Below are 14,085 nucleotides of genomic sequence, written 5' to 3'. Positions count from 1 at the left end.
TTATGAAAATTCTGTTTATCTGCACCCACAACCGGTGCCGGAGTATCCTTAGCGAAGCTATCACCAACCAGATTGGCCGCGGCATCATTGAAGCGCGCAGCGCCGGCAGCCAGCCGGTAGGTGAAGTACACCCGCTGTCTGTGAAATATCTGGAAGAATCCGGCTACAGTACAGCAGGCTTGCAAAGCCAGTCATGGGACGAATTCGAAGACTTCAGCGCTGATGTTGTCATTACGGTATGTGACTCAGCAGCGGGTGAGACCTGCCCGGTCTGGTTCGGTAACAGTATAAAAGTTCACTGGGGCCTGTCGGATCCATCAAAAGAAAGTGGCACCACTGAAGAGATCCGCACAGCGTTCTTAAGCTGCATCCGCATCATTGAAGAAAGAGCAAAACAGTTGCTGACCATTGCTGAAAAAGCAGGCGATACTGAAGCCCTGCGCAAGGCTCTCACGGATTTAGGAGTGCAACACTGATGTCAAAAGAGTCCGGGGAATCCCCTGCTTCTGATTTGCCCAATATCGATACTTCACACTGGCAAACACCGGTTTTTGATGCCTGTTTGCCGGGCGCCTCTGAACATAAGCCGCGAATATTACTTCTATACGGTTCCCTGCGTGATCGTTCGTTCAGCCGCCTTGCTGTAGAAGAAGCCGCCCGTTTGCTTACCGCCATGGGGGCGGAAACACGTATTTTTAATCCGGAAGGTTTACCGCAAGCCGACACCGGTGATGAACATCATCCGAAAGTGAAAGAACTTCGTGAATTAATGATGTGGTCAGAAGGTCAGGTGTGGTGCTCGCCGGAGCGTCACGGTGCCATGACCAGCATTTTCAAAAGTCAGATAGACTGGGTGCCGTTAAATATCGGCGGTGTCCGCCCTACTCAGGGTAAAACGCTGGCGCTGATGCAGGTCTGCGGTGGTTCGCAGTCATTTAATACGGTCAATCAGATGCGAATTCTGGGTCGCTGGATGCGTATGGTTACCATACCTAATCAGTCGTCGGTACCCAAAGCCTTCCTCGAATTTGAAGAAGACGGCCGCATGAAACCTTCCCCGTTCTACAACCGCATCGTGGATGTGATGGAAGAGTTAATGAAATTCACCCTGCTGCTTCGTGGCAATAAAGACTTTTTTGTCGATCGCTACTCTGAGCGGGTGGAAACTGCAGAGGCACTGAGCAAGCGCGTTAATCAAAAATCGATTTAGGATATTGAACCATGGGATTATTTGAACGCTTCCTCTCGGTCTGGGTTGCACTTGCCATTGTTACAGGCTTGCTTGCAGGCAGTTTGTTTCCGGACTTGTTTGCTACTGTAGCAGGGCTTGAATATGCACATGTTAATCTGGTTATCGCCGTACTCATCTGGCTGATGATTTACCCGATGATGGTGCAGGTAGATTTCACCTCGGTTAAAGATGTAGGAAAGAAACCAAAAGGCCTGGTTCTGACCCTTATCATCAACTGGTTGCTTAAGCCTTTTTCTATGGCTTTTCTGGGCTGGCTGTTCTTTAAAGGCATCTTTGCAGACTGGGTCGATCCGCAAACAGCGGGCGAATACATAGCCGGTATGATCCTTCTTGGTGTGGCCCCCTGCACAGCTATGGTGTTTGTGTGGAGTCAGCTCACAAAGGGTGATGCCAACTATACCCTCGTCCAGGTTTCCGTGAACGATATCATCATGATTTTCGCCTTTGCGCCATTAGCGGCATTTCTGCTGGGCGTTACCGATATTACTGTTCCCTGGAACACGCTGCTGTTATCTGTAGTGCTGTACGTTGTGATCCCTCTTGTAGCCGGTGTGATTACACGAAAAGTACTGGACAGTAAGGACAACCACCAGCGCCTGACACAATTTCTTACCACCATGAAGCCCTGGTCAATTATCGGGTTGCTGGCTACCGTCGTACTGCTATTCGGCTTTCAGTCTGAAACTATCATTGCAGATCCGCAGGCCATTGTATTAATTGCCATACCGCTGCTTATTCAGACCTACGGCATTTTCTTTCTGGCTTACTGGCTGGCTAAGCGAATGGGATTGCCCCACAATGTTGCCGCCCCGGCATGCATGATTGGCACGTCAAACTTCTTTGAACTGGCTGTTGCTGTGGCAATTTCTTTGTTTGGTCTCCACTCGGGAGCCGCACTGGCTACTGTAGTCGGCGTGCTGGTAGAGGTGCCTGTGATGCTGTCGCTGGTAGGCTTCGCAAACAGAACACGGCACTGGTTTGACTAACTAATACATGGCGCCACCCGCGATTGCGAATAACAAAAAGGCCCGCTCTATATAGAGCGGGCCTTTCGTTTTTAATTCAGAGCGTTAACGTTCAAGCATTTATGTTCATAGCGCTGAATTTCAGAGCGCTTCCGGGGCACCACCGGTTTGTTGCCGGACGGGAGCTTACTCTATTTCCAGCATCACCACTTTACCCATTGTCTCCAGTTCGTCCTTGTAAAGTGCAGCGTCGCCCACAATCAGATAAATGACATTATCAGTAGTGAACAAACCGGACTGCGCCCTCACGTCTTCCAGGGTAAGCTTGTCATACTCCTGCTGTAATAACATAGGATAGTTGAGCGGCTTACCCTCTTTCAGACTGGACTCAATTTCTGACAGCACACTACCGTTTGTTTCAAATAAGCCCGGTAACTTACGGATTTCAGTCGTAACGGTTTCGGTCAGCTCCGTTTCTGTTGCCGGATTATCACCATTGTATTCTTTCATCTCGCGGTCTATTTCGTTAACCGATTCGACGGTTTTGTCACTCTGTACCGGCGCGTACACAAACCACGGACGCTGCCCCAGTGTTGTCATCGCAAGGCTGCGTGCACCGTAAGCCCAGCCTTTATCTTCCCGCAAATTCATATTCAGGCGGGCGGTAAATTTACCGCCTACAATGGCATTAGCCGTTTCGATAGCCAGTGTGCTTTTATCTGATACAGGCGGGATGAGTTTACCGGCCAGTATAAGCGACTGGGGAGAATCAGGACGGTCGGCCAGGTAGAATGTACGGCCTTTCACCTGCGGTACGTCAACAATGCTCTTTTCTCCGGCTTTACCACTGACTTTCCAGTCACCCAGACTGTCATTCAGCATGGATTGGAGTGCTGATTTTTCGATGTCACCCACTACAATGATTTTCGCATTGTCAGGGCGTATCCAGGTGCTATGGAAGTTTTTGAGTATTTTGGTGGATATTTCACTGACCGACTCACTGGTGCCGGAACCTGTCAGCGGCATACCATATGGATGCTCTTTTCCGTACAACAACGGCGGCAACTCCCGGACAGCCAGTTGTACCGGCTGAGATTTTTCCTGGGCAATATCCGACAGCCAGATCGGCTTCAGTTTTTCCAGATCGCTTTCCCGCATGGCCGGATTTTTCACCACGCTGCTGAATAGTGACAATGCAGGTTTTAAATTCGCGGTAAGGGATTGTAAATGTGCATAAGAACTGTCCAGCGAGCCGCCAAAATAGCTGGCAGCGCCCAGCATATCCATTTTCGTTTTGTAAGCTTCACCATCAATTTTACCGGAGCCCTCTTCCAACATGCGCATGGTCATTGATGATGAACCCAATGGATAGCCATATGCGTCGGCGGCATAACCACTGTCGAACACGATACGCAGAGAAACATCAGGCACGGCATCACGCTTAACAAAATAGACCTGCAACCCGTTATCCAGGGTAAATTCCTCTGCCTCAGGGAACGACAGCACGGGCATTTCTGTCACTTCCGGTAATGCAGAGCGGTCGGCCCCTTCTGTACTTGCTGCATAATTCGGAAACGGTCGGACAATCAACTGATGATAAGGAAGATCGAGCCATTTTTTAGCGACGGTATTGAGCTGCTTTGGTGTGGCCTCTGAATAGCGTTTCAGGCTTTTCATATAGTGGTCTGAATCGCCGGCATATAACTCGCCTTCTGCCAGAACGTTAGCCTTTCCGCCAAAGCCACCAATCTTCTCCATACCGCGTATAGTACGGGAAAGCGTGCGCATCCGCGCCCCTTCCAGTTCCTGATTGCTTACCGGTTTGGCAAGCAGAGCGGCAATTTCTTCATCAATAATCGCAGACACTTTATCTTCATCAGCATTTGCACCGAGCGTCACTTCCAGGGTAAAGATACTTGCCAGCGTATGCTCTTCTAAATACGCATCAATACCGGTTGCCAGCTTTTCTTTTTCCACCAGGCGCTGATACAAGCGTGAGGTTTTGCCTTCTCCCATCACTTTGGCCAGCACATCCAGTGCTTCAGTATCATCATCTACCCGTCCGGCTACCGGCCAGACCCGATAGATGCGTTCAGCCGCCACCTTGTCGAACAATTCCTCATAGCTGTTGGAGTCTTTAACCGGCACATAGGATTTCAGACGTTTTAAAGGCGGTCCCGGAGGAATATCACCAAAATAATGCTCCACTTTCTGCTTTGCCACTTCAGGCGTGATATCACCGGCGAGGACAATAACAGTATTGGCAGCACCGTAGTACTGCTCAAACCAGGCTTTCACATCATCCAGACTGGCAGCATTCAAATCTTCCATGGAGCCGATGGTACTCCAGCGATACGGGTGTCCTTCAGGAAAAATGCCTTCCAGTAAACTGTATTCAGCCTTACGGTACGGCGTGTTGTCGCCCTGTCGCTTTTCGTTCTGTACCACGCCACGCTGGTTATCCAGCTTTTCCTGTGTGATGGCACCAAGCAGATGCCCCATGCGATCAGATTCCATCCACAACGCAAGATCGACGGCGGTAGACGGGACATTCTGGAAGTAGTTGGTGCGGTCAAACCAGGTGGTACCGTTCATATCGGTGGCGCCTACCTGTTCAAAGGGCTTGAAGTATTCGCCGTCGTAGTTTTCCGAGCCGTTAAACATAAGGTGTTCAAACAGGTGAGCGAAGCCGGTTTTACCGGGTTTCTCATCTTTAGATCCCACGTTGTACCAAACAGAGACCGCGACAATGGGCGCTTTGTGATCTTCGTGGACCAGTAACGTCAGGCCATTGTCCAGTTGATAACGGGTATGAGGGATAGCCAGATCGTCAACGTTTAAAGACGCAGCATTCAGGCAGGTATGCGTAATTGCCATCGCAATCAGCAGCAGTGATTTCTTCATAATATCTGTCCGTAGTATTTATTGTTAGTTGTCCTGTATCACCGGCGCAAGCCCTACAGGTTAATTTTCATACTAGCGGATATTTACCGGAACACCAGACAAAATTGGATCAGATATAGATATCTAAATGCTTTATTTTACTGTCCTTATTGTCTGAAGAGGGCTCCTGACTGTTGTCTGCCTTGTGTCCGGAACTGCCCCCCTGATTTTCTTTAGCATTTTCAGCTTGTTGCTCCGCTTTATCATCCTGATGATGCCCGCTGTCACGTTGTTGCTTTTCAGCCACACGACGCTCCTCGTCATGCTCATAACGCTCATCTTCACCCAGGCCTTTGGTTTCCGCTTCCTTACTGACTTTCTTTACGCGGTCATCCGGTTTAACCGGCACCTTGCCCTCTCTCGGCAGAATAGGAAAAATAAGGTCGTTGCTCACCCTCACCTCCACGTAAATAAAAACACGCCATTATTCGCATTTTTGATGACATTTATTTCACTGTCGCAGGTTTTAACCCGTTTCGAACAGTAAGATATAACTTATGACCAAACATTTAGTATAATAATTCCCTTATTATGGCTTTTTGGGGTTGATTTAGATCACTCAATTAGCTACTGTTTGCCGCGTCAAAAAGATTGGAAACGAATTTTACATGTTTAATTGCGCTGCTAACCATCACCACCATCATAAAGCATAACCTTTCAGGTTCGTGCTGGAAGGTCTATTGTTCCTTCCAGTGGCGCAGATAAAAAATTCTCGACCCCCGGAAGGAAACTTCCGGGGGTTTTTCGTTTAAGCAGCTTCAAATCAGGTTCACACAAAGAGGAATGTTCACATGGGTGACAGCAAACGTCTGCGTATTGCAGTTCAGAAATCAGGCCGTCTCAGCGATGACAGCATCGCGCTGCTAAAAGCGATTGGTATTAAATTATACATCCGTGACCGCCTTCTCATCGCCCATTCCACTAATGAGCCTATCGATTTACTGCGCGTACGTGACGACGATATTCCGGGTCTGGTCATGGACGGTATTGTGGACCTGGGTTTTATCGGCGAAAACGAATTAGAAGAGAAAATGCTGGAACGTCAGGCGGCCGGCAAAGCGTCTGATTTTGAAGTACTGCGTCGCCTGGATTACGGTGGTTGCCGTTTGTCTATCGCGGTACCGCAGGAGATGAAATACGAAGGTATTCAGTCTCTGGAAGGTAAAAAAGTAGCAACGACCTACCCTTACCTGCTTGAGCGTTATTTCAAAGAAAATAATATCAATGCCCGCGCTGTGATGCTGACCGGCTCAGTAGAAGTTGCTCCCCGCGCCGGTGTGGCCGATGCGATTTGTGACCTGGTTTCAACCGGTGCCACACTGGAAGCTAACGGTCTTGTGGAAGAAGACGTTATTTTCCGTTCAAAAGCGGTGCTCATCCAACGTGCTGACGGTGCGCTTTCAGAGCAGAAACAAGCGCTGGTGAATCGTCTTGTGCCCCGTATCGATGGCGTCATTCAGGCCAAAGAAAGCAAGTACATCATGCTGCACGCGCCGAAAGCCTACCTGGAACAAGTAAAGAGTTTACTGCCAGGCGCTGAGAACCCTACGGTACTGCCTCTTGCCGGGTCTGATGATGCGGTAGCGGTACACGTGGTCAGCCCTGAAGACTTATTCTGGGAAACCATGGAGAAACTGAAATCCTTAGGTTGTCGTTCTATTCTGGTTATGCCAATTGAAAAAATGATGGGTTAATCTGCCATGATCAACTGGTCCTCACTTTCACCTGCCGGGCAGACAGAAGCCCTCGCCCGGCCGGTAATGAAAAACTCAGACAGTCTCCGGGTGACCGTTGCAGACATACTCGCAGCGATACGCCAACAGGGCGATGCAGCGGTACTGGAATACTCCCGGAAGTTCGACTGTGCTTCACTGAATAGCCTGCCCCTTTCTGTTGCAAAACGAGACGAATTGGCAGCACGGGTTTCCACCGACGTAAAAGACGCCCTGCTGGTTGCGTTTAACAACGTAAAACAATTCCACGAAGCGCAGAAACCTCAGGATATTATCCTGACGACTACGCCGGGCGTAGTCTGCGAGCAACGTTTTACCGCGCTGGATGCTGTCGGCCTTTATATTCCCGGCGGTAGTGCACCGTTACCGTCAACCGTGATGATGCTGGGCGTACCGGCGCTGGTTGCCGGATGCGAACGCAAAGTGCTGTGCACACCGCCTGACCAGGCCGGTGAAATCGCCCCGGAAATCGCTCTTGCAGCTTCACTGTGTGGCATTGAAGAAATTTACCTTTGTGGTGGAGCCCAGGCCATTGCCGCCATGGCGTTTGGTACAGAAAGCATTGCTAAAGTGGACAAGATATTTGGCCCGGGCAACAGTTTTGTGACTGAAGCCAAACAACAGGTCAGTCAGCGCGCCGACGGTGCCGCTATCGATATGCCAGCCGGTCCTTCAGAGGTGCTGGTACTGGCTGACGGCAACGCCAATGCCGCGTTTGTGGCCTCGGATTTATTGTCACAGGCTGAACACGGTCCGGATTCCCAGGCCATTCTGGTTTCAGACAGTGAAGCGCTTATTGAAGCCACTAAAGCGCAGGTAGAATTGCAATTGGCGAAACTGTCCCGCAACAGCATTGCTTCTCAGGCCATGGAAAATGCCCGCTATATCCTCACCGGTAACATTAGCGAGGCAGTATTGGTAAGCAACGCCTACGCGCCGGAGCACTTAATTGTGCAGACCGACAACGCCCGTGAACTACTAACCGACATCAAATATGCCGGTTCCATTTTTGTTGGCCAATGGTCACCGGAATCTGCGGGCGATTACGCCTCGGGCACCAACCATGTGCTGCCAACATATGGCTATGCGCGCAACTATTCCAGTTTAGGTCTGCTTGATTTTATGCGTCGTTTTACTGTGCAGGAATTGTCTGCCAACGGCATGCGTAATCTGGGTCCGGCCATTATGAAGCTGGCCAGCGCAGAAGGACTTGATGCCCACGAACAGGCTGTTGCCCTGCGTATGGCTGAGCTTGAAAAGGGGAATGACCAATGAGCAGTCTGGTCGACCATCTGATTAATGACAACCTGATCCCGCTGAAACCTTATGAATCAGCGCGCCGCCTTTACGCCGGTGGTCAGGACTGGCTGAATGCCAACGAATCGCCGTTTGCTAACCACTACGACGTGGACAGCAGCCACTTCAACCGTTATCCGTCCTGTCAGCCTGACGGCGTGATTAACGGTTATTCGGCTTACGCCCGTGTCGCGAAAAGCCAGCTGATGGTGACCCGCGGTGCCGACGAAGGCATTGAACTGCTTATCCGCACGTTCTGTACGCCGGGTAAAGACAGCATTCTGATTTGTCCGCCCACCTACGGCATGTACGCGATAAGCGCAGAAACCTGCGATATTGGCGTGAAAAAGGCGCCATTAAAAGCCGACTTCAGCCTCGATGTGGAAGCTATTTGCAGCAACGACGACGTTAACGTGGTGTTCATCTGTGCGCCAAATAATCCTACCGGCACACAGGTGGCTAAACAGGATCTGGACACCGTGCTGCGCCACTTCACTGACAAAGCGTTAGTAGTGGTTGACGAAGCCTACATTGAGTTTGACGCAGAGAACACCTGGGCGAACAAGCTGGCAGATTACCCGAATCTGGTGATCCTGCGTACCCTTTCCAAAGCTTTTGCGCTGGCTGGTTTACGCTGTGGATTTACCATTGCTAATGACGATGTGATTGCTGCGCTGATGAAAGTGATTGCGCCTTATCCTATTCCGGATCCGGTGGCGCAGATCGCTGCCGAGGCGCTTAGCGAAGAAAACATCGGTCGCCTGCATGCGCAAGTCGATATTCTTAACGCAGAGAAAGCCCGCCTCACAGAAGCACTGAATGCGTTTGAAGCATTCGAAATGGTGGGCGACACCAAAGCCAACTACGTGCTGTTCCGTTATGCGCGCTGCAAAGAACTTATGGCATATTTGGTTGAGCGCGGCATGCTTATTCGCGACCAGTCCAAACAGCTGAATCTGGAAAACTGCCTGCGCGTAACCATCGGCAGTCCGGAGCAGGACGACCGCCTGCTACAGCTGATTAATGATTATTTTTCCCAGACAGGAGCTTCCAAGTGAGTCAGCAAGCTATTTTATTTATCGATCGAGACGGTACGCTGGTTGAAGAGCCGCCGGTAGATAAGCAATTAGACAGCCTGGAAAAGCTGGTATTTGAGCCAAACGTTATTCCTGTTTTACTAAAATTGAAAGCTGCCGGTTTCTCACTGGTCATGGTGTCGAATCAGGACGGTTTAGGCACTGACAGCTTCCCGCAGGAAGATTTCGACAAGCCGCACAATGCGATGATGGCGATTTTCGAATCTCAGGGTGTCACGTTTGATGATGTGCTGATTTGTCCGCACTTCGACCACGAAAATTGTGCTTGCCGCAAGCCTAACCTCGGGCTGGTTAAAGACTACCTGCAACAGGGCCGCATCGACTTTACCCGTTCTTATGTGATTGGCGATCGCATCACTGATGTGCAGCTGGCCGAAAACATGGGCATCAAATCATTCCAGTACAATCCGGAAACCAACAACTGGAAAGATATCGAAAAAGCCTTACTGGCATCATCGCGCATTGCGGAAGTGGTGCGTAAGACGTCTGAAACCGATATCCGCGTGCGGGTGGATTTGGACTCTACGGCCAAATCACAAATTCACACCGGAATGGGTTTCTTCGACCACATGCTGGATCAGATTGCTACCCATGGCGGTTTTGAAATGCAGGTGTCGGTTGACGGCGATCTGCACATCGACGATCACCACAGCGTGGAAGACACGGCACTGGCCCTGGGCGACGCGCTGAAAAAGGCGTTGGGCGATAAGCGCGGCATTGGTCGCTTTGGTTTCGCACTGCCTATGGATGAATGTCGTGCCGAGTGCATCATGGACATTTCTAACCGCCCTTACCTGAAAATGGATGCAGAGTTCAGCCGCGATCAGGTTGGCGAAATGGCCACTGAAATGGTACCTCACTTCTTTTATTCACTGGCGCAAAGCATGGGCCTGTCCCTGCACCTTTCCACCAGCGAAGGAAACGCGCATCACCAGGTAGAGAGCCTGTTCAAAGTGTTTGGTCGTGCATTACGCCAGGCGATTACCCGTCAGGGCGATGCCTTGCCGAGCAGTAAAGGAGCTCTGTAATGGCGCAGAAGATTGTTATTGTTAACACCGGTTGTGCGAATATTTCGTCGGTGAAATTTGCCCTTGAGCGCCTGGGCGTGACGGTGGATGTATCTGATGATTTCGACATCATCAAAGCCGCCGACAAAGTGTTCCTGCCCGGCGTGGGCAGTGCTTATGCCGCCATGCGCAGCATTAACGGCAAGAACCTCACCGACACCATTCGTTCACTGGAACAACCCGTGCTCGGCGTGTGTTTAGGTATGCAGCTAATGGTCGAAACTTCGGATGAAACCAGCAACGGTCAGATTGACTGTTTAGGCCTGATGCCGGGTCATGTTGCCCGCTTGCAAGCGGGTGAGTTACGCCTGCCTCATATGGGTTGGAACACGGTAACGCCGCTTGAGAGCAACACGCTGTTCAAGGGCATTTCGGCTGACACCTATTTCTATTTTGTGCACAGCTTTGCCGTGCCGGTATACGACAAAACCCTGGCCACCTGTGAATACGGCCAAACGTTCTCTGCCGCCTTGCACAGCAATAACTTCTTCGGCGTGCAGTTCCACCCCGAGCGAAGCGGTGAAGCCGGCGCACAACTTCTGACTAATTTTGTGGAAATGTAATGATTATTCCAGCAATTGATTTAATCGACGGCGCCGTGGTGCGCCTGTTCCAGGGTGACTACAACCAGAAAACCCAGTACCAGAAAGATCCGGTAGACGTGGTACATGACTACGCCGATCAGGGTGCTGAGTGGCTGCACATTGTCGACCTCACCGGTGCCAAAGACACCAGCAAACGACAGCTTACGCTTATCCGCAAAATGGTCGATACCCAACGCATGAAGTTTCAGGCTGGCGGCGGTATTCGCAGCGAAGAAGACGTGGCCCAACTGTTAGATTCTGGTGTAAGCCGCGTAGTAATCGGTTCTCTGGCAGTAAAGCAGCCAGAACTGGTGAAAGGCTGGATGCAGAAGTACGGTGCAGAAAAAATTGTGCTGGCACTGGATGTAAACATCAACGACGCCGGTGAGCGAATGATTGCTACCCACGGCTGGCAGGAAGACTCCGGCGTGGCACTGGAAGGTCTGCTGAAAGATTTTCAGGAAGTCGGCGTAAAACACGTGCTGTGTACTGACATCAGCCGTGACGGCACCCTGCAAGGCAGCAACGTAGATTTATACACCGACGTATGTGCCCAATTCCCGCAAGTGAGCTGGCAAGCATCGGGCGGCATTGGCGGCTTGGATGACATCCGTGCTCTTCGTCCTACCAATGTAGGCGGCGTGATTTTAGGCCGCGCCCTGCTGGAAGGTAAATTTACCGTTGAGGAGGCTATCGCATGCTGGCAAAACGGATAATTCCCTGTCTCGACGTACGCGACGGTAAGGTTGTTAAAGGCGTTCAGTTCCGCAACCATGAAATCATTGGCGACATTGTGCCACTGGCAGAACAGTACGCTAAAGCCGGTGCCGACGAACTGGTGTTTTATGATATTACCGCGTCGTCTGATCAACGTGTTGTCGATAAAAGCTGGGTAAGCCGTATTGCCCAGGTCATCGATATTCCATTCTGCGTAGCCGGTGGCATTAAATCGGTGGAAGACGCCGGACGTATTTTAGAAATGGGCGCGGACAAGATTTCCATTAATTCCCCAGCTCTTTCTAACCCAGATCTCATCAACGAGCTGCACGACATTTATGGTCAGCAGTGCGTGGTCATTGGTATCGACAGCTTCTACAACGAAGCGAATGGTCGTTACGATGTGTACAAGTTTACCGGTGACGAAAGCCGCACTCAGCAAACTCAGTGGCACACCATCGACTGGATTAAAGAAGTGCAGTCACGCGGTGCCGGTGAAATCGTACTGAACTGTATGAATCAGGACGGCGTGCGTAAGGGCTACGACATCGAACAGCTGAAAGCCGTGCGTGACGTGTGTAACGTACCACTTATCGCTTCAGGCGGTGCCGGTGCTATTGAGCACTTTACCGACGTATTTAAGCAGGCAGACGTAGATGGCGCGCTGGCAGCGTCGGTGTTTCACAAGGGCATCATTGATATGCACGAACTGAAAGATACCCTGGCGTCTCAGGCTATTCCCATGTGTATCCGTCACGGCCGTTAAGGAACAATTTAATGATTATTACTAAAGACAATCTGACGCAATTAGCGTGGGATAAAATGGATAACCTGCTTCCGGCTATCGTGCAGGATGCCGTAACCGGCAAAGTGCTGATGCAAGGTTACATGAACCCGGAAGCGCTGGAAGCGACTCTTGATTCGAAAAAAGTCACCTTTTTCAGCCGCTCTAAACAGCGTTTGTGGATGAAGGGCGAAGAGTCTGGCAACGTTCTGAACCTTGTTGAAGTGGGTAGCGATTGCGATAACGACAGTTTACTGATCCTAGCCCGCCCGAAAGGCCCGACCTGCCACACAGGAACGGAAAGCTGCTGGTTCGATAATCAGGCGCCGGCTTATACGTTCCTGGGTGATTTGGAACGGGTTCTGGCAGAGCGTAAGTATGCGGACCCTGAGTCCAGTTACACCGCTTCACTGTACAGCAAAGGCATTAAACGCATCGCTCAAAAAGTGGGTGAAGAAGGCGTGGAAACTGCACTTGCTGCAACGGTGCAGGATAAAGAAGAGCTGAAGAACGAAGCGGCCGACTTGCTTTATCACCTGACAGTGCTGCTGCAGGCCAGCGACATGTCAATGAAAGATGTCATTGCGGTGCTACGCGCCCGTCACCAGAAGTAATCCCCATGCCCAGCTGTTGTGCCGCTTCTTTCAGTTGCGACACAACAGCGTGATCCGTGTCTTTACTGGCAGCCAGATAGCCGGTCACGGCAAGCTCGGGAATATCCATTATTGGATTGAGCTGCTCCCCGTCCACGTTTAATTTCTTCGCCGTTGCAGGAATCAGGGCAGGATCTTCGATGATAAAATCGACCATCCCCCTCAACAGATACTCCCACGAGCACTGAATATCTGCACATACCAGCATGTTCTGACCTTCCCTGAACCCCTGTTGCTGTAACCAGTGGTAGCTGATGTCGTCCCGTTGCACAGCAAATGTATAGTTAGTGAGATATCCCTGCTTTAGTTCCCCGTTTGCAACAGGCTGGCTTTTGAGGCCAACAACGGCAAGATGAAAAGCCGACACTTCAGCCAGCCAGTGAAACTGTTTTTCACGCTCCGGTGTCCGTGCAATGGAATAGATAAGTGTGCCGGCCTGACGTTCTGCCATTGTGATACTTCTGGCCCAGGGATATAACGCAAACTCTCCTTTTACCCCGGCGGCCTCAAGGATAGCCTTTACTTTGTGCGTAGTCTCGCCGTCTACCCTGCCATATTTATTGAGGTAGTGATAAGGAGGCGATGACTCTGTCACCACCTGCAGAACTGTACTTTGAGCGGGCAGAGGGTGGCTGATAATCAAAAACAAGAGTAATACAAAAGAGATACGCATCCCTGAACCGTACCAATAGTGATTATAAAACGTACGATATCATGCTTTATCATCAATAAAAATGACACCCGACCGATTACTACCGTTTTCATACCTTGTTACATCTGTGGATGAACTATTTCACCGGACAACAGCTCTGACATTCAGACCAGCAATGTTTTTAACTATCAGAGGATGACTATGAAAGACAAGCCAACCGGACTGAAGCGAATTTGGAAAGACAATCAATCCTTTTTTATATTTATCGGCCTGATGTTGTTTGTGCGCGCCGGTGTGGCAGACTGGTATTACATCCCTTCCGGTTCAATGGAACCTACCATT

14 protein-coding genes and 1 other annotated feature are annotated in these 14,085 nt (G+C 50.5%); of the genes, 11 read left to right on the top strand and 3 right to left on the bottom strand.

The window, feature by feature from the left end; all coding sequences use genetic code 11:
* Positions 1-2: 2 nt before the first annotated feature.
* Genes AC4PME_RS12965 through arsB form a run of 3 tightly spaced genes read left to right on the top strand, consistent with a single transcriptional unit; the run spans position 3 to position 2,238 of the window.
* Entirely contained in the window at positions 3-476 is a 474-nt protein-coding gene (locus AC4PME_RS12965) for an arsenate reductase ArsC (RefSeq protein ID WP_491046361.1), read from the top strand.
* On the top strand, positions 476-1,210 hold the full coding sequence (gene arsH, locus AC4PME_RS12960) for an arsenical resistance protein ArsH (RefSeq protein ID WP_491046362.1): 735 nt from the start codon (positions 476-478) through the stop codon (positions 1,208-1,210). The genes AC4PME_RS12965 and arsH overlap by 1 nt, the downstream gene beginning before the upstream one ends.
* Positions 1,211-1,221: 11 nt before the next feature.
* Positions 1,222-2,238 carry an ACR3 family arsenite efflux transporter gene (arsB, locus tag AC4PME_RS12955; protein ID WP_491046363.1) on the top strand — a complete coding sequence of 339 codons (1,017 nt, stop codon included), beginning with the start codon at positions 1,222-1,224 and terminating at the stop codon, positions 2,236-2,238.
* A 165-nt stretch (positions 2,239-2,403) separates the two neighbouring features.
* On the opposite strand, the gene AC4PME_RS12950 is transcribed toward arsB, so the two are convergent.
* The gene (locus AC4PME_RS12950; protein ID WP_491046364.1) at positions 2,404-5,121 is read right to left on the bottom strand and encodes a M16 family metallopeptidase; all 2,718 of its coding nucleotides are present in this window, start codon (positions 5,119-5,121) and stop codon (positions 2,404-2,406) included.
* Between the two features lie 109 nt (positions 5,122-5,230).
* Complete coding sequence (locus AC4PME_RS12945; RefSeq protein WP_491046365.1) at positions 5,231-5,554, bottom strand: hypothetical protein; 324 nt, start codon at positions 5,552-5,554, stop codon at positions 5,231-5,233.
* Positions 5,555-5,788: 234 nt separating this feature from the next.
* Positions 5,789-5,905: a sequence feature (His leader region), on the top strand.
* Between the two features lie 46 nt (positions 5,906-5,951).
* Between AC4PME_RS12945 and hisG the strand changes: the two genes are divergently transcribed.
* From hisG to hisIE, 8 genes are read left to right on the top strand one after another with little or no spacing between them, the layout of a single operon-like run.
* Positions 5,952-6,854, top strand: a complete 903-nt coding sequence (gene hisG / locus AC4PME_RS12940) for an ATP phosphoribosyltransferase (protein ID WP_119501875.1) — start codon at positions 5,952-5,954, stop codon at positions 6,852-6,854.
* Positions 6,855-6,860: 6 nt separating this feature from the next.
* On the top strand, positions 6,861-8,168 hold the full coding sequence (gene hisD, locus AC4PME_RS12935; RefSeq protein ID WP_491046366.1) for a histidinol dehydrogenase: 1,308 nt from the start codon (positions 6,861-6,863) through the stop codon (positions 8,166-8,168).
* A complete protein-coding gene (gene hisC, locus AC4PME_RS12930; RefSeq protein WP_119501877.1) occupies positions 8,165-9,247 on the top strand; it encodes a histidinol-phosphate transaminase in 1,083 nt (360 codons plus the stop codon). The genes hisD and hisC overlap by 4 nt, the downstream gene beginning before the upstream one ends.
* The gene (gene hisB, locus AC4PME_RS12925; protein WP_119501878.1) at positions 9,244-10,314 is read left to right on the top strand and encodes a bifunctional histidinol-phosphatase/imidazoleglycerol-phosphate dehydratase HisB; all 1,071 of its coding nucleotides are present in this window, start codon (positions 9,244-9,246) and stop codon (positions 10,312-10,314) included. Before hisC ends, hisB begins: the two co-directional genes overlap by 4 nt.
* Complete coding sequence (gene hisH, locus AC4PME_RS12920; RefSeq protein ID WP_119501879.1) at positions 10,314-10,916, top strand: imidazole glycerol phosphate synthase subunit HisH; 603 nt, start codon at positions 10,314-10,316, stop codon at positions 10,914-10,916. The genes hisB and hisH overlap by 1 nt, the downstream gene beginning before the upstream one ends.
* Positions 10,916-11,653 (top strand): 1-(5-phosphoribosyl)-5-[(5-phosphoribosylamino)methylideneamino]imidazole-4-carboxamide isomerase, encoded by a 738-nt coding sequence (hisA, locus tag AC4PME_RS12915; RefSeq protein WP_491046367.1) that lies wholly within the window; start codon positions 10,916-10,918, stop codon positions 11,651-11,653. Before hisH ends, hisA begins: the two co-directional genes overlap by 1 nt.
* On the top strand, positions 11,635-12,420 hold the full coding sequence (gene hisF, locus AC4PME_RS12910) for an imidazole glycerol phosphate synthase subunit HisF (protein ID WP_119501881.1): 786 nt from the start codon (positions 11,635-11,637) through the stop codon (positions 12,418-12,420). Before hisA ends, hisF begins: the two co-directional genes overlap by 19 nt.
* A gap of 11 nt (positions 12,421-12,431) precedes the next feature.
* A complete protein-coding gene (hisIE, locus tag AC4PME_RS12905) occupies positions 12,432-13,052 on the top strand; it encodes a bifunctional phosphoribosyl-AMP cyclohydrolase/phosphoribosyl-ATP diphosphatase HisIE (protein ID WP_119501882.1) in 621 nt (206 codons plus the stop codon).
* Here the strand turns inward: hisIE and AC4PME_RS12900 are convergent.
* Positions 13,018-13,764, bottom strand: coding sequence for a substrate-binding periplasmic protein (locus tag AC4PME_RS12900; RefSeq protein WP_491046368.1), 747 nt, complete (start codon positions 13,762-13,764; stop codon positions 13,018-13,020). The two genes, hisIE and AC4PME_RS12900, sit on opposite strands and share 35 nt — an antisense overlap.
* Positions 13,765-14,085 lie beyond the last annotated feature (321 nt).

The organism is Alteromonas sp. (genome assembly GCF_984505615.1).
Note: the sequence above shows the minus strand (reverse complement) of the source record. Positions and strands in the feature narration are given on the sequence as shown.